This window comes from Streptomyces sp. NBC_01775 (assembly GCF_035917675.1).
In the GTDB taxonomy this organism is placed as follows: domain Bacteria; phylum Actinomycetota; class Actinomycetes; order Streptomycetales; family Streptomycetaceae; genus Streptomyces.
Genome location: NZ_CP109104.1, coordinates 583,676 through 607,830, shown reverse-complemented (window position 1 = coordinate 607,830; position 24,155 = coordinate 583,676). Strand labels below are relative to the sequence as shown.

At 70.2% G+C, this 24,155-nt stretch carries 16 protein-coding genes; all 16 read left to right on the top strand.

The genetic code is table 11. The features are described from left to right. The first annotated feature begins 1,095 nt into the window (after positions 1 to 1,095). The 16 genes from OHB04_RS02920 (at position 1,096) to OHB04_RS02845 (ending at position 24,155) form a co-directional block, all read left to right on the top strand. The gene (locus OHB04_RS02920) at positions 1,096 to 2,076 is read left to right on the top strand and encodes a LuxR C-terminal-related transcriptional regulator (RefSeq protein ID WP_326806743.1); all 981 of its coding nucleotides are present in this window, start codon (positions 1,096 to 1,098) and stop codon (positions 2,074 to 2,076) included. A 784-nt stretch (positions 2,077 to 2,860) separates the two neighbouring features. Beyond that, a complete protein-coding gene (ccrA, locus tag OHB04_RS02915) occupies positions 2,861 to 4,123 on the top strand; it encodes a crotonyl-CoA carboxylase/reductase (RefSeq protein ID WP_326686095.1) in 1,263 nt (420 codons plus the stop codon). 28 nt (positions 4,124 to 4,151) lie between these two features. Beyond that, entirely contained in the window at positions 4,152 to 9,449 is a 5,298-nt protein-coding gene (locus OHB04_RS02910; protein WP_326806742.1) for a type I polyketide synthase, read from the top strand. A gap of 47 nt (positions 9,450 to 9,496) precedes the next feature. Continuing rightward, positions 9,497 to 13,621 (top strand): type I polyketide synthase, encoded by a 4,125-nt coding sequence (locus OHB04_RS02905; RefSeq protein WP_326806741.1) that lies wholly within the window; start codon positions 9,497 to 9,499, stop codon positions 13,619 to 13,621. Further along, the gene (locus tag OHB04_RS02900) at positions 13,618 to 14,793 is read left to right on the top strand and encodes a cytochrome P450 family protein (RefSeq protein WP_326686092.1); all 1,176 of its coding nucleotides are present in this window, start codon (positions 13,618 to 13,620) and stop codon (positions 14,791 to 14,793) included. Before OHB04_RS02905 ends, OHB04_RS02900 begins: the two co-directional genes overlap by 4 nt. After that, positions 14,786 to 15,454, top strand: a complete 669-nt coding sequence (locus OHB04_RS02895) for an O-methyltransferase (protein ID WP_326686091.1) — start codon at positions 14,786 to 14,788, stop codon at positions 15,452 to 15,454. Before OHB04_RS02900 ends, OHB04_RS02895 begins: the two co-directional genes overlap by 8 nt. A gap of 99 nt (positions 15,455 to 15,553) precedes the next feature. Beyond that, positions 15,554 to 15,847, top strand: a complete 294-nt coding sequence (locus OHB04_RS02890; protein WP_326806740.1) for an acyl carrier protein — start codon at positions 15,554 to 15,556, stop codon at positions 15,845 to 15,847. Beyond that, complete coding sequence (locus OHB04_RS02885) at positions 15,837 to 16,970, top strand: acyl-CoA dehydrogenase family protein (RefSeq protein WP_326806739.1); 1,134 nt, start codon at positions 15,837 to 15,839, stop codon at positions 16,968 to 16,970. Before OHB04_RS02890 ends, OHB04_RS02885 begins: the two co-directional genes overlap by 11 nt. Before the next feature lie 15 nt (positions 16,971 to 16,985). Next, on the top strand, positions 16,986 to 18,065 hold the full coding sequence (locus OHB04_RS02880; RefSeq protein ID WP_326686088.1) for an HAD-IIIC family phosphatase: 1,080 nt from the start codon (positions 16,986 to 16,988) through the stop codon (positions 18,063 to 18,065). Positions 18,066 to 18,226: 161 nt separating this feature from the next. Then, positions 18,227 to 18,478 carry an acyl carrier protein gene (locus OHB04_RS02875; protein WP_326686087.1) on the top strand — a complete coding sequence of 84 codons (252 nt, stop codon included), beginning with the start codon at positions 18,227 to 18,229 and terminating at the stop codon, positions 18,476 to 18,478. 29 nt (positions 18,479 to 18,507) lie between these two features. Next, the gene (locus OHB04_RS02870) at positions 18,508 to 19,740 is read left to right on the top strand and encodes a beta-ketoacyl-[acyl-carrier-protein] synthase family protein (RefSeq protein WP_326686086.1); all 1,233 of its coding nucleotides are present in this window, start codon (positions 18,508 to 18,510) and stop codon (positions 19,738 to 19,740) included. Continuing rightward, positions 19,737 to 20,912 carry a beta-ketoacyl-[acyl-carrier-protein] synthase family protein gene (locus tag OHB04_RS02865; protein ID WP_326686085.1) on the top strand — a complete coding sequence of 392 codons (1,176 nt, stop codon included), beginning with the start codon at positions 19,737 to 19,739 and terminating at the stop codon, positions 20,910 to 20,912. The genes OHB04_RS02870 and OHB04_RS02865 overlap by 4 nt, the downstream gene beginning before the upstream one ends. Beyond that, complete coding sequence (locus OHB04_RS02860; RefSeq protein WP_326806738.1) at positions 20,912 to 21,931, top strand: beta-ketoacyl synthase N-terminal-like domain-containing protein; 1,020 nt, start codon at positions 20,912 to 20,914, stop codon at positions 21,929 to 21,931. The genes OHB04_RS02865 and OHB04_RS02860 overlap by 1 nt, the downstream gene beginning before the upstream one ends. After that, positions 21,931 to 22,779, top strand: coding sequence for an alpha/beta fold hydrolase (locus OHB04_RS02855; protein ID WP_326686083.1), 849 nt, complete (start codon positions 21,931 to 21,933; stop codon positions 22,777 to 22,779). The genes OHB04_RS02860 and OHB04_RS02855 overlap by 1 nt, the downstream gene beginning before the upstream one ends. A 48-nt stretch (positions 22,780 to 22,827) precedes the next feature. Then, entirely contained in the window at positions 22,828 to 23,832 is a 1,005-nt protein-coding gene (locus OHB04_RS02850; RefSeq protein WP_326806737.1) for a thioesterase family protein, read from the top strand. Continuing rightward, a complete protein-coding gene (locus OHB04_RS02845) occupies positions 23,829 to 24,155 on the top strand; it encodes a hypothetical protein (RefSeq protein ID WP_326806736.1) in 327 nt (108 codons plus the stop codon). Before OHB04_RS02850 ends, OHB04_RS02845 begins: the two co-directional genes overlap by 4 nt.

The window sequence follows — 24,155 nt, the reverse complement described above, 5'->3', positions numbered from 1 at the left end:
TCTGTGGAGGTCGGCCCGAAAAGGGAAAATGGTATGACCTCATGAATACAGGGCATTCGCTTCAATGGACAAGGGACGGTTTTCGGCCAGTGCGTGCAAAACAAGCCATCATCCGCTCAAGTGGTTGTGACGGAGGCCCGCCGTCCGCTCTCCTATAGCCCGCCGGAGGGCTGCTTCGATGGTGATCGAGGACTCCGGAATGTAATCGGATAGCGAAAGGACGAAGTGTACGGGGCGAGGTCGAGGGCGCTGCGAGGGGCGTCGCTCTTTCCTCTGAGGCGCACATCAAGGTGATGGTCGCCGATTTGAGAACAAGAATCTAACTTCTGGCCGCTAGTGGCGGCCTCCATCATGTGGTCATCCACACGTGAAAAATTCCTGCACTGCCCGAGCTGGTAGTCGGCCGGTGCTGCGTGACGTCGTTTTCAGTAAGACCCATCAAGAAGGAGGGGTCATCTGGAGGCTAGTGGATATGACGCCGATTACAGGCTGAGCCTTGAAGCATGTTTCCTCGTGGAAGCAAGAAAGTTCACGTCGGTCGGCGCCCAGGGAAACGTTTCGGCAGAACGACTCGACTTTGTACGGGTTATTTTGCTGAGCGTGACGGGTCATCTACGAGGCGTTCTTGCTCTCTGAGGTCGGTGTTTCAATTGTCTTCGCTTCAGGAATTCGCGAGAAAATTCTGAAGGAGGCTTACCGTGAGTGAATTTCCTTTCCGATTCGATCGCATATGTGCCCTGCTCGGCTCGGACATCATGTGCCGTGACCGCCGCCACGCGCTGACCGGTCGGCTCCGCGGCAGGGAGGTGGGGCCTTCTGTGGCCCCGCGCGACGCCCGGGGCGTCGTGGGAACGATCGATCGGCCGCGCCCGGAGCTCGCCGCACCTCTGCGGCCGGCCTGGCGGTACCGCCGAACCGAATCGGACCCCGCGCACGTGGACGGGGCCTTAGCCCCTCTCCGCGCCAAGGCCATCGCCTTCCCGCGCGACGCCCCTGCGAGCGAGGGGCAGCGTGAACATCGGTCGCCGTTTCTCAACGGTGCATTAACCCCTGAGTCCAGGGCGGGAGGCCGATCGGCGGATCTGAGGGCATGCCGTGCTTGAAGTCCTGGGACTGAGCGCGGACGTCGAGATGGTCTACCGGGTCACCCTCGAACATCCCCGCGCGGAGATCGAGAAGGTCGCCCGACTGTCCGGCCTGTCGGAGTGCGAGGTGCGCCGCGCGTTCGATGAACTCGCAGACCTCCAACTCCTGCACCGGAGCACGAAATCCCCCGACGATGTACAGCCGGTGAGCCCTGAAGTGCGCCTGACCGGTCTGCTCGCCCAGCACGAGCTCGAACTCAGTTCCCGACAGCGGAAACTCGAAGCCACGCGCGCGGCGGTGTCGTCACTGACCGCGCGATACGCGAACAAATCCGGTTACGCCCCCGAAGTGGTGCACAGACTGGTCGGCGCCGACGTCGTGCACAAGCGTCTGGAAGAACTGACGGACCAGGCGCGGGACGAGTGTCTCTCTCTTGCCCCCACCGGTGTGCAGGCGGCGGACACCACGGAGGCCGGCAAGACTCTCGAACAGAAGGCTCTGGAGCGGGGAGTCTCCATCCGGACCATCTACCAGGAAAGCTTCCGGAACGATCCGGCAGCCCTGCGCCACGTGCGCTGGCTGGCGTCCTATGGAGGGCTGACCCGCACAGTCCCCACGCTGCCCATGCTGGTGGTGACCGTCGACAACGAGGTTGCCCTGGTGCCCCTCGACCCCGACAACTGTCAGGCGGGCGCACTCGAACTGCGCAGTCAGGGGGCCGTGGCCGCCATGCGGTCCCTCTTCGAGCAGTTCTGGAAGGCGGCCACTCCCTGGCACGAGGCGTCTCATGTGGACACCAGGGGACTGTGCCGCCGTGACCGGGAGTTGCTGCACTTCCTGGCCATGGGCAACACCGATGAGTTCATCAGCCGACGGCTCGGTGTATCCCTGCGCACCGTGCGCAGGAGAGTCGCGGACCTCATGCGACGGCTCAACGCGCGAAGCCGGTTCGAGGCCGGCGTGCAGGCCGCTCGCTCCGGCTGGCTCTGACCGCCCGGTCGGCGCCGACCGGCTTCTTTGGCCGTGCCCGTTCTCCGCTTCCGCGGGGTCGGCACGGCCACACTCGTTTTCGGCTCCAGGACCGGCGGGTGGGCCGGGAGAACGCTGACCGGTGCGTGGTCCGGGGAAGGTCCTGACAGGCCGTCCGGCCCTGTCCAAACTCGCGGCGCCGAGGTCGGCGTGGCATCAACTTGTCAGGCCTGTTGCTGCAGTTTCGATTTGTGGACAGGGCCGGGGGGCTTCGTAGAGGATGGGCTGCGCGAAGGCAACTGGATGCCCGGTGAGCGGAGAATTCTGGGAGCTGAGATGGGCGAGTCGCAGAGAAAACTTTCGGATGGCACTTCGTCCGGTGAAACCAAAGGTCTCACCCCCGGGGCCCGACGTCCCGACATCATGATGAGAAACCGCTGACGATCGGATCTCTTCCCAAGCGCAGAGGGATAGTTGTCGGTCGGGCGTCGTATTTTCCTGCGCGGAATCGCGACGGCAGCGGTTTGCAGCAAGCACCGTGCCGACCGGCGATCCCTTCGACGCGCCGTCCGTACGGAACACATCTTCACTGTCACCGAGTCCGAATACCCGGCTGCCGGGCGGCAGCCTCTCGGCCTGCGCAGGTCCACGGTGCTCGTTTTCGGTAACGGGCCGTTCCCTCGCCCGCACCCTCCGGCTCATGGGGACGGGACGGCGCCAGGTCGGCCGTGACAGCCCGTCTGTATTCCCCGGACCTATCGGCGTCGCTCGGGATCCGGAGCGACCGCCGGAAAGAGGAGAAGCCATGCCGAAATCCCTTTACGAGTTCGGAGAGACGCCGCCACTGGGCGAGGTGCCCGAGCGGATGTACGCCTCGGTGATACGCCAGGAGCGGTACGGCCCTCCGAAGCAGGCCTTCCGGACCGAGGTCGTCGACGTGCCCGCGGTAGGAGCGGGCGAAGTGCTGGTGTACGTGATGGCAGCCGGGATCAACTACAACAACGTCTGGGCATCCCTGGGCCTGCCCGTCGACGTCATCGGCATGCGGCAACGCCAGGGGCTCACGGAGGACTTCCATATCGGTGGCACCGATGGCTCCGGTGTGGTGTGGGCGGTGGGGGAGGGGGTGCGGCACGTCCGGGTCGGCGACCGCGTAGTGCTCTCCGGCGGGCAATACGACGAGAAGGACGAAGACATCATGCTCGGCGCTGATGTCGCGACATCCAAGAGCGGTCGTGCCTGGGGCTATGAGACCAACTACGGTTCCTTCGCCCAATTCTGCTTGGTGCGGGATTATCAGTGTCATCCGATGCCGGAGAAGTTGTCCTGGGAAGAAGCCGCGGGCTTCGTGCTGTGTGCCTCCACCGCCTACCGGCAGCTGTTCGGCTGGCAGGGCAATACGGTGCAGCCTGGCGATCCGGTGCTGATCTGGGGCGGTGCCGGCGGCCTGGGATCGATGGCCATTCAGCTGGTCAAAATGGCCGGCGGAGTGCCTATCGCCGTGGCTTCCGGCGAGGCCCGCGCCCAGTACTGTCGTGACCTTGGCGCGAAAGGCGTCATCAATCGTCTTGAATTCGACCACTGGGGCAGGCTGCCCGCGATCGACGACATGGAGGCCACGGCGGAGTTCCTGAAAGGCGCGCGGGCGATGGGGAAACAGATCTGGGAGATCGTCGGGGCCAAGAAGTCGCCGCAGATCGTCTTCGAGCATCCGGGACGCGACACACTGCCCACTTCTGTCTACCTGTGCGCCAGCGGCGGCATGGTGGTGACGTGCGGCGCGACCACCGGCTTCGACGGAACCATCGACCTTCGGCATCTGTGGATGCGCTCCAAGCGGCTGCAAGGCTCGCACGGTGCCAACGCCCGTCAGTTCCGGGATGTCGTGAGCCTGGTGGACGCGGGCCTGCTCGATCCCTGCCTCTCGACCTGTGAGCGGTTCGAGGACATCGGCTCCCTGCACCAGCTCTTGTTCGACAACGCGCACCCCGTGGGCAACATGGCGGTGCTCGTCAACGCGCGGGAACGCGGCACGAACACGCTCGAACCGTCAGCCGGCGCCCGCTGACCCCGTTCGATCGAGCGGAAGGTATGTGGTGAACAGTCATTGGTCGACCGCCGCCGAGTTGCGGGAGCGGCTTGCCGGTGAGTCCGGTGAACGCCGTACCAGGATCCTGCTGGACCTGGTACGTGAGCGGATGATCTCCGCGCTGGGCGGTACGCCAGGGCCGGGGATCGCCGACAACAGGCCCTTCCGGGAGATCGGGATCAAGCAGGAGGCGCGGGAGACGCTGCGACACCAGCTCACCCGGGCAACCGGTGTCGACCTGTCGCCCACGGTGTTCTTCGACTACCCGACCCCGCTCGCGGTCGCCCGCCACCTCGGGGAACGTCTCTCGGACCGGCCCGCGGCGGACTCGTCGGCGCCCGCCCGGCCACCGGCGTGGAGCGGCGAGCCGATCGCGATTGTGGGGATGGCGTGCCGGTACGGCGGTGGGGTGGCTTCTCCGGAGGATCTGTGGGAGCTGGTGGAGTCCGGCCGTGACGCGGTGACGGGTTTCCCGGCGGACCGCGGGTGGGATCTGGAGAACCTCTACGACCCCGACTCCGGCCGGAGGGGCAGGTCCTACACCCGGGCGGGAGCGTTCCTGGACGACATCGCGGGCTTCGACGCCGGATTCTTCGGCGTGTCCGCACGTGAGGCCGCGGTCATGGACCCCCAGCAGCGCCTGTTGCTGGAAACCGCGTGGGAGGCGCTGGAACGCTGCGGGACCGACCCGAGAAGCCTGGAGGGGACGGCCACCGGCACGTTCATCGGCACCAACTACCAGGACTATCGCTACGCCTTCGACGAGATCCCGGAGGCCGGCGAGGGCTATGTGATCACCGGTAACGCCGCCAGCGTGATGTCGGGGCGGTTGGCGTACACGCTGGGGCTGCGGGGTCCTGCGGTGACGTTGGATACGGCGTGTTCGTCGTCGTTGGTGGCGTTGCATCAGGCGTGTCAGGCGTTGCGGTCCCACGAGTGCGACCTCGCCCTCGTCGGCGGCGCGTCGGTGCTCTCGACCCCGGAAGCGTTCGTCGAGTTCTCCCGCAAGCGTGTCCTGTCGGTGGACGGTCGGTGCAAGGCGTTCGCGGAGTCGGCGGATGGTACGGGGTGGGGTGAGGGTGTTGGTGTGGTGTTGGTGGAGCGTTTGTCGGATGCGTTGCGGGAGGGTCGCAGGGTTCTGGCGGTGGTGCGCGGCAGCGCCGTGAATCAGAACGGGGCGTCGAATGGTCTGACGGCGCCGAATGGTCCGGCGCAGGTGCGGGTGATTCGTGCGGCGTTGGCCGGTGCGGGGGTCTCGGCGGTGGAGGTGGATGCGGTTGAGGCGCATGGGACGGGGACGCGGTTGGGGGATCCGATCGAGGCGGGTGCGTTGCTGGAGACGTATGGGCGGGGGCGGTCGGCGGATCGGCCGGTGTGGTTGGGGTCGGTGAAGTCGAACATCGCGCATACGCAGGCCGCTTCGGGTGTGGCTGGTGTGATCAAGATGGTCGAGGCGATGCGGCACGGTGTGCTGCCCCGGACGTTGCATGCGGAGGAGCCGTCCTCGCACGTGGACTGGTCTTCCGGAGGAGTACGCCTGCTGACCGAGGCCCGCCCATGGCCCGCCGGGAAACACCCCCGCCGCGCCGCCGTGTCCTCGTTCGGCGTCAGCGGCACGAACGCGCACGTCATTCTGGAGGAGGCCCCCGCTCCGGCCCCCGTCCCGGCCGCACCGGAGCCGGAGCAGCCGGGTGAGGAGCGCGTGACACCCGCCGTCGTGCCATGGGTGCTGTCCGGCAGGACCGAGCCGGCGCTCCGGGAACAGGCGGCGCGGCTGCTGGCCAGGGTCGGGGAGGACCCGGACCTGGACGTCGCGGAACTGGGCGCCGCGCTGGTGAGGAACAGGTCCGTCTTCGAGCACCGGGCGGTCGTCGTCGGCGAGGACCGCGCCGGTCTGGTGTCCGGGCTGGAGGCGCTGGCCGCTGGGGTCCCGGCGGCGCATGTGCTCCGCGGCGCAGCCGGTCACACCGCCGCCCCCGTGTTCGTGTTCCCCGGCCAGGGCTCGCACTGGGTGGGGATGGGCCGGGACCTGCTCCGCTCGGAGCCGGCGTTCGCGCAGGGGATGGAGGAGTGCGCGGCGGCCCTGCGGCCGTGGGTGGACTGGGACCTGTTCGAGGTGCTGGCGGACGCCGAGGCGCTGGAGCGTGTGGACGTTGTCCAGCCGGTGCTGTGGTCGGTGATGGTGGCGCTGGCCAGGACGTGGCGCGCCTTCGGGGTCGAGCCGGGCGCGGTGCTCGGCCACTCGCAGGGTGAGGTCGCCGCGGCATGCGTGGCCGGTGCGCTGTCGCTGGACGACGGCGCGCGTGTGGTGGTGGCGCGCAGCCGTTCGCTGCTGAAGGTGGCCGGTACGGGCGGGATCGTGTCGGTGATGGCTCCTCCGGACCGGGTGCGGGAGATGATCGTCCCCTGGGGGGACCGTCTGGCGATCGCGGCGGTCAACGGGCCCTCCTCCGTCTCGGTTTCGGGGGAGGACGCCGCGCTGACCGAACTGGAGCGTCAGCTCTCCGCGCACCGCGTGGTGCGCTGGCGGGTGCCGGGCGTGGAGTTCATGGCGCACTCCCGGCACATCGAGGACCTGTCGGCCGAACTGGAAGAGGCGCTCGCACCGGTGCGGCCGGCCACCGCACGGATTCCCTTCTTCTCCACGGTGGACACGGCCTGGCAGGACGGGCCGGAGCTGGAGGGGCACTACTGGTACCGCAACCTGCGGGAGACGGTCCGCTTCGGACCGGCGGTCGTCGCACTGGCCGAGCAGGGGTACCGGGGCTTCCTCGAAGTCGGCGCGCACCCCGCGCTGACGGACGCGCTGGAGCAGAACGCCGACGCCGTGGACGGCGAACTGCTCGTCGCGGCCACCCTCCAGCGCGACAACGGCGGCCTGGACCAGCTGTACCGTTCCCTGGCCGCGGTCTTCGTCGCGGGCACACCGGTCGACTGGGAACCGGCGTTCGTGGGCGTCCCCAGCAGCCGCGCTGAACTGCCGACGTACCCGTTCCAGCGGCAGCGGTTCTGGCCGGAGAAGGTACGGCGTTCCCCGGACGCCGCGGCCCACGGCTCGCCCGCCGAACAGCGGTTCTGGCAGGCGGTCGAGGGGGGCGACCCGGCGGAGCTGTCGGCACTGCTGGAGGTCGCGGAGCAGCGGGAGGCGGCTTCGCTGCGGGAGGCACTGCCCGCGCTCACCGCCTGGCGGCTTCGGGACCGCGCGAGTGCCGCGCTCGACCGGCTGCGCTACCGCGTCACCTGGTCGCCGGCGGAGTTCACCGGCCGGCGGCTGTCGGGGAGCTGGCTCGCCGTCATCCCCGACAGCCGGGCCGCGGACGAGTGGGGGCGCGAGCTGCTCGACGGGCTGTCCGACAGCGGTGCCGTGGTGCTGCCGCTGGTGACAACCGTCGGAGAGCGGCGGGAGGAACTGCTCGGCAGGCTCCGCTCCGCGCTCGACAGCGCCGGTCTGCGGGCGTCGGACATCTCCGGCGTCGTGTCGCTGCTGGCGCTGGACGAGGAGCCCGACCCGGAGCACCCGGGCATACCGGCGGGCGTCACCGGAACGCTGGCGTGTGGGCAGGCCCTCGGTGACGCCGGGGTGCGGGCGCCGCTGTGGCTGCTCACCCGGGGGGCGGTGTCCGTCGGCGGGAAGGATCCGCTGGACCACCCTTCGCAGGCGCTGACCTGGGGGCTGGGCCGGGTCGTCGGCCTGGAGCACCTGGAGCGGTGGGGCGGTCTGGTCGACCTGCCGCCCGCGCTGGACGCCGGGGTGTTCCGGCACCTGTCCGGAGTGCTCGGTGCGGCCACCGACGAGGACCATCTCGCGATCCGCGACAACGGGGTGCACGTCCGCCGCCTGGTCCGGGCACCCCGCGACGCCTCGCACCGCCCGCACACCTGGCGTCCCCGGCCGGACGGCACGGTACTGATCACCGGGGGCACCGGGGTGCAGGCCGGGCACGTGGCCCGCCGGCTCGCCCGCGACGGGGCCCCGCACCTGCTGCTGCTCGGGCGGCGCGGCGACGCGGCTCCCGGCATGCCGGAACGGGTGCGCGAACTGGAAGCGCTCGGCGCCCGGGTGACCGTGGCGGCCTGCGACGTACGCGACCGGGAGGCCCTGCGCCGGGTGCTGGCCGCCGTACCGGAGGATCTGCCGCTGTCGGCGGTCTTCCACACCGCGGGGGTGGGCCGGCTCCAGGAGCTGGAGGACACGAGCCCCGCGGACCTCGCCGACATCGTGGAGGCCAAGGCCGTCGGTGCGCGGCATCTGCACGAGCTGACCGAGGACCTCGGCCTGGACGCCTTCGTGCTGTTCTCCGCCGTCACCGCGACGTGGGGGGTGGGGCGGCACGGCAGTTACGGCGCGGCGAACACGTACCTGGAGGCGCTCGCGCAGCACCGTCGGACACACGGTCTGCCCGCCACGGCAATCGCCTGGGGCGGTTGGGCGGGCGACGGCATGGCGGTCCGTGACGCCGCGCAGGAGACGTTGCGTCGCCGTGGGCTGCCGGCGGACGCGTGGGCCGAGGCGGGGCTGACCCGGCAGGAGGCGGCGGACGAGACGCTGCACCGCTGGGGCGTCCATGTGCTGGAACCCGAGCAGCTGCTCGCGGCGTTGCAGTACAGCCTGGACGCCGACGAGACCCTGGTGACGGTCGCGGACATGGACTGGGAGCGGTTCGTCACCGGCTTTGCCCTGGCCCGTCGGCGCCCGCTGCTGCGGGAACTGCCCGAGGCGTGGGAAGCGGTCGAGACACTGCACGGCGCCGCCGGGGAACAGGACGTCTCCAGCGGGCAGCAGCCGTCGTCGCTCGCGGACCGGCTGGCGGGATCCTCACGGCAGGAACAGGACAGATTGCTTCTCGACATGGTCCGCACCCAGGTGGCCACTGTGCTCGGGCACTCCGAGCCCGAGGCCTTGGACCCGCGGCAGACGTTCCTGGACGCGGGCCTGGACTCGGTGACGGCCGTGCAGCTGCGCAACCAGCTCGGGTCCGCGGTCGGTCTGCGGCTGCCCGCCACGGTCGTGTTCGACCACCCCACCGCCACCGAGCTCGTCGCCTTCCTGCGTACCCGGCTGGTCCCGGAGGAGCCGGTGGCCGACGAGACGTTGCTGAGGATCGACGAGCTCGAGCAGGCGCTGACCGCCGCCTCCCACGGGCCGGAGGAACGCCGCGCCATCGAGGCCCGGCTCACCGGCCTGGTCCGGAAGTGGGGAGGCGCGCGGCGGTCCGAGGCGGACGACCGGACAGCGGACGACCTCGAAGCGGCCGGTGTCAACGAGCTGCTCGACCTCCTCGACGGCGAACTGGGCACACCGTGACCCGGGACCGGCCCAGGACATCGATGCGATCAGACAGGTGAACTGACGTGGCGGAAGACGCGAGGACCCTTGATTCCCTCAGGCGGGCCACCGCGGCCCTGCGCGATGCCAAACAGCGCGTGCACGAGCTGGAGGAGCGCGCGCGGGAGCCGATCGCGATTGTGGGGATGGCGTGCCGGTACGGCGGTGGGGTGGCTTCTCCGGAGGATCTGTGGGAGCTGGTGGAGTCCGGCCGTGACGCGGTGACGGGTTTCCCGGCGGACCGCGGATGGGACCTGGAGAGCCTGTACGACCCGGACCCCGATCAGCAGGGCACCTCCTATGTGCGCGAGGGCGCCTTTCTGGACGACCCCGCCGGGTTCGACCCCGCGTTCTTCGGGATCTCCCCGCGCGAGGCGCTGATGACGGACCCGCGGCAGCGGCTGCTTCTGGAGACGGCGTGGGAGGCCTTCGAGAAGGCCGGCATCGCACCCACGTCGGCCCACGGCACGTCGACGGGTGTGTTCGTCGGCGCGTCCGGCGACGACTACCTGAGCTTGCTGGACCGCAGTCCCCAAGCCGACGAGGGGTACTTGCTGGCCGCCAACGGCCAGAGCGTGATGTCGGGGCGGTTGGCGTACACGCTGGGGCTGCGGGGTCCTGCGGTGACGTTGGATACGGCGTGTTCGTCGTCGTTGGTGGCGTTGCATCAGGCGTGTCAGGCGTTGCGGTCCCACGAGTGCGACCTCGCCCTCGCCGGTGGCGCCGCGGTGATTGTCTCCCCGCGGGTCTTCGTCGAGGGCGCACGGCAACGCAGCCTGTCGGTGGACGGTCGGTGCAAGGCGTTCGCGGAGTCGGCGGATGGTACGGGGTGGGGTGAGGGTGTTGGTGTGGTGTTGGTGGAGCGTTTGTCGGATGCGTTGCGGGAGGGTCGCAGGGTTCTGGCGGTGGTGCGCGGCAGCGCCGTGAGCCAGGACGGGGCGTCGAATGGTCTGACGGCGCCGAATGGTCCGGCGCAGGTGCGGGTGATTCGTGCGGCGTTGGCCGGTGCGGGGGTCTCGGCGGTGGAGGTGGATGCGGTTGAGGCGCATGGGACGGGGACGCGGTTGGGGGACCCGATCGAGGCGGGTGCGTTGCTGGAGACGTATGGGCGGGGGCGGTCGGCGGATCGGCCGGTGTGGCTGGGGTCGGTGAAGTCGAACATCGCGCATACGCAGGCCGCTTCGGGTGTGGCCGGTGTGATCAAGATGGTCGAGGCGATGCGGCACAGTGTGCTGCCCCGGACGTTGCATGCGGAGGAGCCGTCCTCGCACGTGGACTGGTCTTCCGGAGGAGTACGCCTGCTGACCGAGGCCCGCCCATGGCCCGCCGGGGAACACCCCCGCCGCGCCGCCGTGTCGTCCATAGGCGGGGCCGGTACGAACGCGCACGTGATCCTGGAGGAGGCCCCCGCTCCGGCCCCCGTCCCGGCCGCACCGGAGCCGGAGCAGCCGGGTGAGGAGCGCGTGACACCCGCCGTCGTGCCATGGGTGCTGTCCGGCAAGGGCCGTGCCGCGCTGCGCGCGCAGGCCCGCAACCTGCGCGGCCGGGCGGGGCCGGACGCGGACGTCGGCATCGCCGATATGGGCTGGTCCCTCGTCACATCCCGGTCCGCGCTGCCGCACCGTGCGGTGGTGGTGGGACGGGACCGCGAGCAGCTGTGCGAGGGACTGGCCGCCGTCGAGCAGGCAGAGCCCTCGGCTGACGTCGTCAGTGGCCTCGCGCGGCACCATCTGGGCAGGCCCGTCTTCGTCTACCCCGGGCAAGGCGGGCAGTGGGCGGGCATGGGGGTGGAACTCCTCGATTCCTCGCCCACGTTCGCGGCGGCCCTGGAGGAGTGCTCGCGCGCGTTCGCACCGCTGATGGGCTGGTCCGTCATCGACGTACTGCGGCAGGCACCAAAGGCGCCGTCGCTCGACCGCGGCGAAGTGGTCCAGCCGGTGCTGTTCTCGGTGATGGTGGCGCTCACGCGCCTGTGGCAGTCCTACGGGGTGCAGCCCGCCGCCGTGGTGGGGCACTCGCAGGGGGAGATCGCCGCGGCGCACATCGCCGGAGCCCTCACGCTGGAGGACGCCGCCAGGCTCATCGCCCGTCGCATCGACGCGCTGATGCCGCTGCACGGCAAGGGCGCCATGGCGGCCGTCGCGATGCCCGCCGAGCAGCTCCACCGCCGGCTGGAGGCGTTCGGTGACCGGCTCTCCGTCGCCGCGGAGAACGGGCCGTCCTCCCTCACCGTTTCCGGTGACCCGGAGGCCGTCGACGCCCTGCTGCACGAGCTCGGTGGCGAGGGCGTCCGGACGCGCCTCATCCGTGCCGCGACCGGCGCCGGCCATTCGGCCCAGGTCGACGCCCTGCGTGACGGCCTGCTGGCGGCGTTCGACGGGATCTCGTTGAAGCCGGGGCACATCCCGTTCTTCTCCGTCGTCACCGGCGATCTCCTGGAGACCACCGAGCTGAACGCCGACTACTGGTACCGCAACGCCCGGCAGACGGTCCGTTTCGAAACGGCGGTGCGTCAGCTCATCACCCGCGGCCACGAGGCGTTCGTCGAGATCAGCCCGCACCCCCTGCTCGTGGAGATGATCGAGGCGATCGCGGACACCGCCGACGCCGACCCCGTGGTGGGCGACACGCTGCACCGCGCGAAGGGTGGCCTCGACCGGTTCCTGTTCGCCGCCGCAGAGATGTACGTCCGCGGTGTGGAGGTGGACTGGGAGCCCGCGTTCGCCGGCAGCAGCCCCCGGAGGGTCGATCTGCCGACCTACCCCTTCCAGCGCAAGCCGTACTGGCCGGAGTACGTGCCGTTGGGGGCGGGTGGCCAGCACACCGCCGACGGCGAGTTCTGGGACCTGGTCCAGCGTTCCGACCTGCCCGCGCTCGCCGCGGCCATGGGCGTCGGCACGGACGACGTCGCCGTGCTCGAACCGGCTCTTCCGCTCCTGTCGGCCTGGCACGCCCAGCACCGCAAGCCTGTGCCGACGGCGCGCTCCCGGGAGCCGGAGGAGCCGCCCGTCGCTGCCGCCGACCTGGCCGGCGACCTGGCCGGGCTCTCCGCCCAGGACCAGAAGCAGGCGCTTCTCGACCTGGTCCGCGGCCACATCGCGACCGTCCTCGGCCACGACTCGGCGGAGGACGTGGAGCCCGCGGACCGGTTCACCGAACTGGGCCTCGACTCACTGACCTCCGTCCAGCTGCGCAAGCGGCTGTCCGCCGCCACCGGCCTCAAACTGCCCACCAGCCTGGCGTTGACGTACCCGTCGCCCGCACTGCTCGCGGACCATCTGCGCTCCGCGCTGCTCGGCCCCGGTGGGAACGGCACAGGGGAGCGTCCGGCCGACACCCTGGTGGAGCTCTATCGCCGAGCCTGCGAGAACGGCAGAGCCATGAGGGCGGTACCCATGCTCGAGGAAGCCGCGGAACTGCGCCCGAGTTTCCGCAGCCCCGGGGAACAGCGGGTCCGGGCCTCCCCCCTGCACCTGGCGCGGGGCCCCGGGCGGCCCGTGCTGATCTGCTTCCCTCCGTTCGTCACACCGGCCGGGGCCCACCAGTTCGTCCAGTTCGCCGCGCCGTTCCGCGGCAGGCAGGAGCTGTGGGTGCTGCCGCATCCCGGATTCGGCAGCGGGGAGGATCTGCCCGAGAACAGGGAGGCTCTGATCCGGGCACATACGGCCACGGTGCTGGAGTGCGCCGGTGACGCGCCGTTCGTCCTGCTCGGTTACTCCTCCGGCGGCTGGGTGGCCCAGGAGGTGGCGGCGCACCTGGCGGACATCGGCCGCACTCCGTGCGGTCTGGCGCTGGTGGACACCTTCCGGCCGGACCCGCACCAAGCCCACCAGGTCTTCGACGAACTGATGACGGCCAACGCGCCGTTGTTGCGGACGCTGGACATCGACAGCGCGGAACTCACCGCCATGGGGCGGTACCTGCGGCTCTTCCAGCAGTGGGAACCACGGGCGGTCACGGTATCGGCCGTACTGCTGCGCGCGGCGGAACAGCCGCACCTCGACGCCGCCGGCGGGGAGATCCCCGAAGGGCCGGACGGGGTGGCCGAGACGCTCACCGTTCCCGGCGATCACGCGACGATGATGCGCGACCACGCGGCGACGACCGCTGCCGCGCTCGCATCCTGGCTCACGCGAGGAGGAGCGTCATGACAGACGTCCCGGTCCGTCAGACGGTCATGTCGTCCGGCTTCCGGCCGTGGCTGGTCACCGGCCACGCGGAGGTCCGGTCGGTACTGGCCGACCCGAGATTCGCCAAGGACTCGCGCCGGGTCGCCGAGCTGCTGGACCGGTACTCCCTGTCCGGCAGCGACAGCGTGTTCGGGCAGTCCCTGCTGCACCACATGCTCAACACGGATCCGCCGGGACACGGCAGACTGCGCACCCTCGTCAACAAGGCGTTCACCCCGCGGGCCGTGGAGCGGCTCCGGCCCCGCATCGGTGAGATCTGTGACGAGCTGCTGGACGCGCTGGAGGGCGAGACCCACACCGACCTGCTGGCGGCCTTCGCCGTCCCCCTGCCGGTCAAGGTGATCTGCGAGCTTCTGGGCATTCCCCAGGCCGACCGGGAGATGTTCCGGTCGTGGTCGAACACGCTCGTGTCGGCTCTGCCCCCAGAGGTGGTCAACGAGGCCTCGGCAGCGATGGAGCGGTACCTGTACGGCCTGGTCGCGGCCAAGGCGAAGGAACCGCGGGAGGACATGCTGTCCGCGCTGGTCCATGCCCAGGACTCCGGAGACCGGCTCAGCGAGGACGAACTGGTGTCGATGGCCTGCCTGCTGCTGGCGGCCGGGCACGAGACGACGGTGAACCTGATCGGCAACGGCCTCCTCGCCCTGCTGACCCATCCGGACCAGCTCGCGGCGCTGCGCGCGGACCCGTCGCAACTGCCCAGGGCGGTCGAGGAGTTCCTCCGCTACGACAGCCCGGTGAACCAGGCGACACTGCGGTTCACCACGGAGCCCGTACAAATCGGCGGGGTGGAGATCCCGGAGGGCGAGTTCGTGATCCTCAGCATCGACTCCGCCAACCACGACACATGCGTCTACGACAACCCCGACGTGCTGGACATCGGCCGTGAGACCGGCGGCCATCTCGCCTTCGGCCACGGCATCCACTACTGCCTCGGTGCGCCCCTGGCCCGGCTGGAGGCGCAGATCGCCTTCACCAAGCTGCTGGACAGGTACGACCGCATCGATCTCGCGGTGCCGCACCAGCAACTGGAGTGGCGGTTCAGCGTGGTGATGCGCGGGCTCGAACGGCTCCCCGTACGGCTCGGCCGACGTGGCGGCCACAAGGGCGAAGGGCGGCGGACGGATGGCTGACCAGACCGGCTTCCCGCCGGAACTGCTCGCCTATGTGCGCGAGGTCTCGCTCCAGGAGGACGAGATCCTGCGCGAACTCCGCGAGGAGACGGTGACCTACCCGATGGGGCGGACGTTGCAGGTCATGCCGGAGGAGGGACAGCTCCTGACGCTGCTGGTCGCCCTGACCGGTGCCCGTTCCGTACTGGAGATCGGCACGTTCACGGGCTACAGCACGCTGTGCATGGCACGCTCGCTGCCTTCCGGCGGACGCCTGGTGACCTGCGACATCACGGCCAGATGGCCGGACATCGGCCGTCCGTACTGGAAACGTGCCGGGGTGGAGGACCGCATCGAAGTGCGCATCGACGACGCCCGGAGGACGCTCGCCGGTCTCGTCGCCGACGGTGGCGCGGACACGGTCGACCTGGTGTTCATCGACGCGGACAAGCGCAACCACCCCTCCTACTACGAGGACGCTCTCGCCCTCGTCCGGCCCGGCGGACTGATCGTGCTGGACAACACCGTCTTCTTCGGCCGGGTCACCGATCCGGAGGCGCGGGACCCGGACACCACGGCGATACGGGAGCTCAACCGGCGCGTCCACGCGGACGACCGGGTGGATCTCTCGATGCTGCCCATGGCCGACGGCATCTCCCTCATCCGCAAGAAGACGCCGTGAGACCCGCCCGGCCGGGCGGGGCGCGGCAGGAGAACGTGACCGACGGAGGGCCCGGGATCCAGCACCGGCAAGCCTTCCCGACCCAGGAGGTATGACGTCATGACGGCAGAGCGGCCGGCCACAACCGGGCCGGGTTCCCACGCGGAGATCGAGCGCGACCTGATGTCGTTCCTCGAAGAGCAGCTGCGCAGCCCGGTCGAGCGCGACCTGGACCTGGTCGACGCGGGGCTGATCACGTCGATGTTCGCGATGCAACTGGTCGTACGGCTTGAGCAGACGTTCGATGTGTCGATCGTCGGCCCGGACCTGAAGATGGACCACTTCCGCTCTGTCGCCTCCATGGCGGAACTCGTCCACCGGCTCCGGCACGAGGCGTCCGGCGATGGGTCCTGATCCGCTCGCAGGCGCGGGTCCGCTGGCAGGCGCGGGTCCGCTGGCCGCGGAGCTGGTGGGCGACCAGGCCGAGTCGTGGGATGTGACCGGCCTGCTGCCCGAGAAGGTGCTGCGCGAGCTCGGTGACCGGGGCCTTCTGTGCCCCCAGGTGCCCGAGGAGTACGACGGGCTCGGCGCGGACAGCCTCAGCAGCGGGGAGTTCACCGCCCAGGTGGGCAGCCTGTGCGGATCGCTGCGCAGCGTGATGACCTCGCAGGGCATGGCGGCCTGGACGGTCCAGCGCTTCGGCGGCCCCGCCCAGCGACGTACCTATCTTCCGCAGCTGGCCAGGACGAAGCGGGCGGCTGTCGGGCTCAGCGAACCGGAGGCCGGAAGCGATCTGTCCGCCATGGGCACCGAGATCCGCAAGGACGGTGACACCGTCGTCGTGGACGGGCGGAAGGTCTGGATGACCGCCGCCCACTACGCCGACCTGCTGGTGGTCTTCGGCCGTTTCGATGGCGGGGCCGCCGCCGTCGTCGTGCCCGCCACGGCGCCCGGGGTGCGTGTGGAGCGGATCACCGCCCCGCTCGGCTGCCGCGCCGCCGGGCACGCCGACGTGCGCTTCGAGTCCGTACGGCTGCCGGCCGATCATGTGCTGGGCGGGGTCGGGATGCCGCTGCCCCTGCTGATCACGACCGCTCTGGCGTCCGGCCGGATGTCGGTGGGCTGGGGTTGCGTCGGAATCCTGCGGGCCTGCCGGGCCGCCGCCTGCCGCCACGCTGCGGCTCGGCGTCAGTTCGGCAAGCCGCTGGCGGAACACCAGCTCGTCGCCCGCCGCCTCGCCGAGCTGCTGGTGGCCGAGCAGGTGGCGACGAGAGCCTGTGAACACGCCAGCTCCTGCTGGGACGAGGGAGCACCCGATGCCGCGGTCGCCACGGTCCTCGCCAAGCACGTGAGCGCGGGACAGGCTGTCGAGGGAGCGGCCTCGGCGCTCCAGGTGCTGTCCTCGGCCGGCGCCCGCGACGGGCATGTGGTCGCGCGCGCCTACCGGGACGCGAAATTGATGGAAGTCATCGAGGGCAGCAGCGAGATCTGCCAGCTCATTCTGGCCGAGCACGCGCTGACCACTGTCGCGCGATGACCGTCTGGGGGACCGATGAACAGTCAACAGCCCGTCGTGAAGTGCCTGGTCTGGGACCTGGACAACACGCTGTGGCGGGGCACCTTGCTGGAGGACGGGGAGGCGCACCTCGGCGAGGACATCGCCGCCGTCGTCAAGGGACTCGACTCCCGGGGCATCCTCCAGTCGGTGGCCAGCAAGAACGAGTACGAGCCGGTCTGGGCACACCTGGAATCGCTGGGCCTCGCCGAGTACTTCGTCGTCCCCCAGATCGGCTGGGGAGCGAAGTCGGAAGCCGTCCGCCGCATCGCGGAGCAGCTCAACTTCTCCCCGGACACGCTCGCCTTCATCGACGACCAGCCCGCCGAACGCGCGGAGGTCTCCTTCCACCTCCCGGAGGTCCGCTGCTACCCCGCCGAGCACGCGCCCACCCTGCTGGAGCTCCAGGAGTTCAGCCCACGGACGATCACGGTCGACTCCCGGCGGCGCCGGGAGATGTACCAGGCCAACATCGAGCGGGAGACCCGACGGGAGGCATACCCCGGGCCGGACGAGCAGTTCCTGCGCACGCTCGGCCTCCGGCTCCGCCTGCGCAGGGCGGACGACGCCGAGCTCTCGCGCGTCGAGGAACTGACCCTGCGCACGAGCCAGATGAACGCGACGGGCGTGCACTACTCCGACGCGGATCTGCGTGACCTCTGTGCCGACCCCGCTCACGAGGTGCTCGTGGCCACGCTCACCGACAGGTTCGGGCCGCACGGTGCCATCGGCGTGCTGCTGTTGAACACCGACCCCCGCCGTTGGCACGTCAAGCTTTTGGCAACTTCATGCCGGGTGGTCTCCTTCGGTGTCGGCGCTGCGATTCTCAACTGGCTCACGACCGAGGCTTTCCGGGCCGGTGTGCATCTGGTTGCTGACTTCCGTGCCACCAGCCGCAACCGGATGATGGACATCGCCTACCGCTTTGCAGGTTTCACCGACGAATCCTGCGAGTGCGCCGCTTCCCTGCCGTCGGCGGCGGACATTCAGCGGCTGCACATGCTTCCCGAGCCGAGGACTCTGCCTCCCACAATGCGGTTCGACGCACCGGATCTCGGTCAGCCCTCCGGCACATAAGAGCGCGACTTCGCAGCCCGGCCCTTCAGGGGAAAGAGCGCGGCCGTTCGGGTCGGCCAATCCCGGATGGCAGCTTAAGGCCATATTCCTTCACTCGTGGGACCGGCCCCCATAGTATTTGATCTGGTGGATCCGGAGGCACAGCAGACCCGGGAGGCAACATGAGTTCGCTCACCCAGGAAGACCGGGAGAATATCAAGGAGATCGTGTGTGAAATTCTTGAGATAGATTCCGGTGAACTCTCCGAAACCAGTCGCTTCAAAGAGGAACATGACGCAGACTCGCTCCGGGCCATCGAGATACTCGCCGCTCTGGAGAAGGAGTTCGACGTGACGATCGAACAGTCGGAGCTGGCCGGAATGGTCAACCTCGAAGGCGTTTACAGTGTCGTTTCGAAAGCGTCCGAAAAGTAGCACCTGCTCATTCTCGGAGGCGGCGCACCATGCTCGACAAATCAACGGGCCGTGTTGTGGTAACCGGAATGGGGGTCGTTTCGAGCATTGGTGTCGAAGTCGCTGAATTCCTGGACGGTCTCCGTTCCGGACGCAGCTCGGTGCGTCATATCAGCGCTTTCGACACCTCTGGTTTCGACCACGCGATGGGGTGCGAAGTCGTCGGGTTCTCCCCCGAGGACTGGATACGGACACCGCCGGAGAGCCTGGGCCGGGCCGGCCAGTTCTCCGCTGCGGCTGCCCGGATGGCGGTCGGGCACGCCGCACTGGACACGGCCGAGTTGCGTGAGCGCTCCTGCCTCGTCGCCGTCGGCACCACCGACGGTGAGGCCCGCGACCTCGACGGGCTGGTCGAGACCGAGCTGGCCCACGGTCCGGGGGCCCTGGACCCGGCCGTGGCCGCCCGGGTGACGGCGGACCGGCTGTCCGCCGCGGTCGTCCACGAACTGGGCCTGGACAGAGTCGAGGCGGTCACTCTCCCCACGGCCTGCGCGGCCGGCAACTACGCCGTCGGATACGGCTTCGACGCCATCAGGGCGGGCGATGTCGACATGGCCCTGTGCGGTGGCGCGGACGCGCTGTGCCGCAAGACGTTCACGGGCTTCTACCGGATCGGGACCATCGCCCCGGAACGCTGCCAGCCGTTCGACAAGAACCGCAGCGGGATTCTCACCGGCGAGGGGGCCGGGGTCCTCGTCCTGGAGAGTCTCGAATCCGCCCTCGCGCGCGGAGCCCGCATCCATGCGGAGGTCCTCGGCTTCGGGCTCAACTGCGACGCCGACCACCCCGTCGCCCCCAACGGAGACAGCGTGGCCCACTGCATGAGGCTCGCACTCGACAACGCGGACGTGAAGCCCGAGGACGTCGACTTCATCTCGGCGCACGGCACCGGGACCAGGGCCAACGACGTGACGGAGGCGACGGCCATCCGGCGGGTCTTCGGCTCCGGAACCGCGCCGCCCACGATCTCCGTCAAGTCGATGCTCGGTCACAGCATGGGCGCGGCCAGCGCCCTGGCCTCCATCGGGTGCGTCCTCGCCATCACGGAGGGCTTCATCCCGCCCACCGTCAACCACGTCGAGACCGACCCGGAGTGCGGTCTCGACTGCGTCCCCAACCACGCCGTCGAGGCCCGGCCCCGCGTGGTCCAGAACAACGGTCTGGCCTTCGGCGGGAACAACGCGGTCCTCATCTACGGCCGTTACGACCAGGAGCTCGCGTGACCCGGCCGAGCGAACGGGACACACCGCCGACGGGATGGCTGCTGACCGGCAGCGGCGCGGTGACCAGCGTCGGCCGCGGGGTGACCGAGATCTTCGACGCCCTGTGCGAAGGCCGCGACGGACTGGCGCCGTTGCGCGGGTTCCGTCCGGACCGCTACCGCGCGGACAGCGCCTACGAGATCGACGACAGGCCCGCGCCCGGCCAGGACGTCCCCCTGCGCGCCACGCGCTGGCTCATCCAGGCGATCGAGGAGTCCTTGGCGGACGCGGACCTCGGGGACGACCTCGGCGACGTCCCGGTCATTGTGGGAACGGGCCTGCGCGAGCTGCGCTCGGCCGAACTCTCGTGGCGCGACGACACGCCGTTCGATGTGAAGCGGCTGCACTTCGGCACGGCGTTGCGGGAGCGCTTCGGAGCCACCCGCACGTACACCGTCTCCAACGCCTGCTCTGCTTCGCTGTACGCCCTGGCGATGGGCAGCGACATGCTCCGCGCCGGAGCCGCCGACACCGTGGTCGTCGCGGGAGTGGACGCCATCACCGAGAGCATGTTCGGTCTCCTCGACCGTGTGCAGCTGACTCCGCCCGACCGGGTGCGGCCGTTCGACCGGACGCGCCGGGGCACGCTCATGGGCGACGGGGCCACGGCCGTCGTCCTCTCCAGGGAAGGACCGGCGACTGGGACGAGGCCCTGCGGCCGGTTGCGCGCCGTGAGCCTCAACTGCGACGCGGGGCACGCGACCGCGCCCGACCCCCGAAGCATCGCCGCCGCCATCCGCCTGGCCCATGCGACAGCGCGGGTGAAGCCGGCGGAGATCGACCTCGCACTGCTGCACGGCACGGGCACACCCCTCAACGACGAGGCCGAGATCACCGCCATGGCCGAGGTGTTCGGGGAAGCCGCCGGGCATCCGCTGATGACAGCGCTGAAGGGGGCCACCGGCCACACGTCCGGCGGTTCGGGTCTGCTCAGCCTGATCGTCGCCGCACGGGCGCTGGCCACCGGCAGGGTGCCGCCCACGCTCGGCCTGGAGGACCCGGCCCCCGGATCCGAACACTTCCGCTTCGTCCCGCACGCTGCCCGGGCGGAGCCCGGCCTCCGCGTCGCTCAGGTCAACGCCTTCGGTTTCGGCGGGGTCAACGCCGTCGCCCTCCTGGAAGGAGCCGCCTGATGCCGCCTCCGGGAAACATCGCCGTGACCGGGGTGGGACTCGCCGTCCCGGGCGTCACGGCCCCCGCTGACCTGATGCGCCCGCCGGCCCCCTCGGCCGGTCCCGTGGACCCCGCCGAGCGGATCGGGCGCCGGGGACTGCGCTACCTGGACCGGGCATCGCAGCTCGCGCTCTGTGCGGCCCACGACGCGCTGCGCGAGGCGGCGCTGCCCACCGCCGCCTCCGAGAACGAAGGCGGGGCCTCCGTCGCGGTCGTGGCCAGCTCGAACCTCGGCAACCTGGACACCGTCTGCACGGTGACCGCGGACATCGCCGAGGAGGGCACGGACCGCATCAGTCCGATGAGGCTGCCCGTCGCCTCCAGCAACGTCGTCGCCTCCGCCGTGGCGACGCGGTTCTCGCTGCGCGGTCCCAGCCTGATGCTCTGCAACGGCCCCACCTCCGGCCTGGATGCCGTGCACTGGGGCATGTCCCTGCTGTCCGCCAACCGCGGCTCGCAGAGCCTCGTTGTCGGCGTGGAGACCTCCAACACGGTGGTCGAACGCCTCCTTGGCAGCTCCGGGCGCCGTCTCTTCGACGGTGCCGTGGCGCTGCTCCTGGAGGACGAGGAGACCGCACGGGCCCGTGGCGCCGAGCCGGTGGCCCGGCTCGGGCCCTACCGCAGGGAGGGCAGCCTGGCGGCCTGTGTGCACCACCTGACCGGCCAGGACCGGGAGGCTCCCGGGGCGGCCGGGCTCTGGCTAAGCGGGCCCGCGCACGGCACCGGCACCGGCACCGGCACCGGCACCGGCGCCGACGACGGCGCTGACGCGGCCGGCGGGGCGCCGGCCCTGCCCCGCTACGACCTCTCCGCGGACCACGGCGAGGCGTCCGGAGCGCTCGGCGTCCTTCAGTGCGCCGCGGCCGTGGGCTGGTTCCCGTCGCACGACGCGGGCAGCGCGCTGCTCACCAACGGCGACGGCGACGACGCGGACGCGGTCGCGGCCATGCTGATCAGCCCGGTGGGAGGAGACCGGTGATGGCTTCCGGCACCGCTGCATCGACACCCCACGACGACGGCACCACGGACTCCGGGGGAGAGCCCGTGCTCGTACGGCTCGCCCGTCCTGCCGAGGCGCCCGAACCGGTGCGCGTGCTGTTGGTCCACGGGCTTTGCAGCAACTCCACCGTCTGGAGCCCGTTTGTGACCCGGGCCGACCCGCGCTGCGAGCTCTGGGAGGCCGACATGCCCTGGCGCGGCACGGGTGTGCGGGACTGGACCCTTCGGTCGGTGGAGGAGTGGGTCGATCTCGCGGTCTCCCGGGTGCCCGGCGGGGTCGACGTCCTCATGGCCCACTCGTTCGGCACGAGCACCGTGCTGAGCTGGCTCGACCAGCAGATCACCGGGCCGCACGACGCCCTCGTCGCAGGCGGCCGGAAGCTGCGCGGCGCCGTCCTCGTCTCCCCGCTCTACCGCGCCACGTCCGACGACTTCGACTGGGAGTCGATCGCCTACTACCTGAACAACTTCGACCGGATCCTGGCCACGGGAATGCGGGCCCACCGCAAGGCACCGGGCGTCAGCGAACGCCAGCTCGCCGTGGCCCTCAAGGTCCGCGACTTCATCGGACCGTACGGCTGGATCCGGTTCTTCGACACCTATCTGCGCATGCCCCAGATCCGTACCCGGCAGATGCCGATGCCGTTCCTCATCGTCGGCGGAGAGAGGGACTTCGTGGCCTTCCCCACCGACGCGAGAGCGCTGGGCGCCTCCCTGCCGGACGCCTCCGTGCACATCCTGCCCCGCAACGAGCACTTCCCCATGGTGGCTTCGGCGGAGTCCTTCGCCAGCCTCACCAATACGTTCCTGCGCTCGCTGTCCGCCTGACGACGCGGCCCCGCAGCCGTCCTCCCACCTGGACCCGGAGTGAAGCCCATGAGCACCGAAACCCTGCCGGTAAGGGCGAAGCACCTGCTGACGGAGACCACCAGGGTGCCGCTGCGCCCACGTTACGAGGGCTCCAACATCTGCACCTGGATCGGATTCAAGCACGTCAACTACCTCGTCGAAGAGGCGGTCCTGGAGCACTTCCGCTGTGCCGGACTTCCCGCCCGCGGCCTCTACGAGGAGTACGGCCTCGGCGTCGACCTCGTCGACCTGGACACCCGTATCCCGCACGCCCTTCACATGGACGACTCCGTGGACGCCGAGGTCGTGCCCGTGACCCGGGAGGGCGACCCGGTCCTCCGCTTCCGCGTCACGCTGACCCTGGAGCGCGGCGGGCGGCGCGTCAAGGCAGCCACTTCCAAGGTGCGGGTCTCCCTGCGTACCGCGGAGGGACCCGGGGAGGCCGGCCAGCCGCCCTCCCCGCTCAGGCCCTACACCGTGCCCGTCCTCGGCCGGCACGAGTCCGCGTCCGGCCCCGGGAGCCCCACCGGCCAGGCTCCGCACGCGGACGGCGACGGCCTGCTGGAGCGGCTCACCGCGGGTGAGAACGCCTTCGGCTGGAAGTGGCGCATCCCCTACCCGTACTGCCACTTCAGCGAGCGGCTCCAGATGTCCGGGTACCTGCGTGTGATGGAGGAGGTCGTCGAACTCTTTCTCGCGGACCGGGGCATCTCCATCCGGCAGCTTCTCGAGGCCCGGCGGTGGATCCCCGTCGTGCCGCACTCGCGGATCCAGATCCTCGACGAGGTGCTGATGGAGGAGGACCTGTACACGGTCTACACCGTCGAGGAGATCTTCAAGACTCTGACGTACACCTCCCGCATGGACTGCTACGCGCTCCGCGACGGGCATCCGGTGCGGGCCGCGACCGGCCGCATCACCCACGGCTACGCCGTCATCGACAGCCGTCGGGACTGGAGCCTCGTCGAGTTCGACGACCGTGTCGTGCACGCCCTCAGCGGCCCCGAACCGGCTGACCGGGTGCGTCCATGAACGAGTTCCTGCTGATCGAGAGCAGCGGGCCGCAGCTCGCGGCCGATGCCGAACGGTTCGTGGGCGACGCGTGCTGCCTGCTGCGCGAAGGCGCCGACGTCGCGCTGCTGCTCATCGAGGACGGTGTGGTGGGCGCGGTGTCCCCCCTGACACCGGGCGTCGAGACCTATCTCCGGCTCGGCGGCGAGTTGTGGGCGGACGACTTCAGCCTGCACCAGCGCGGCGTGGCCCCCGGGGACATGGCCGACGGCGCGCGGGCCGTCGACATGGCGGCCGTCGCGGAACGGCTGCTGCGAGCGAACGTGCGGGCGGTGTGGCACTGA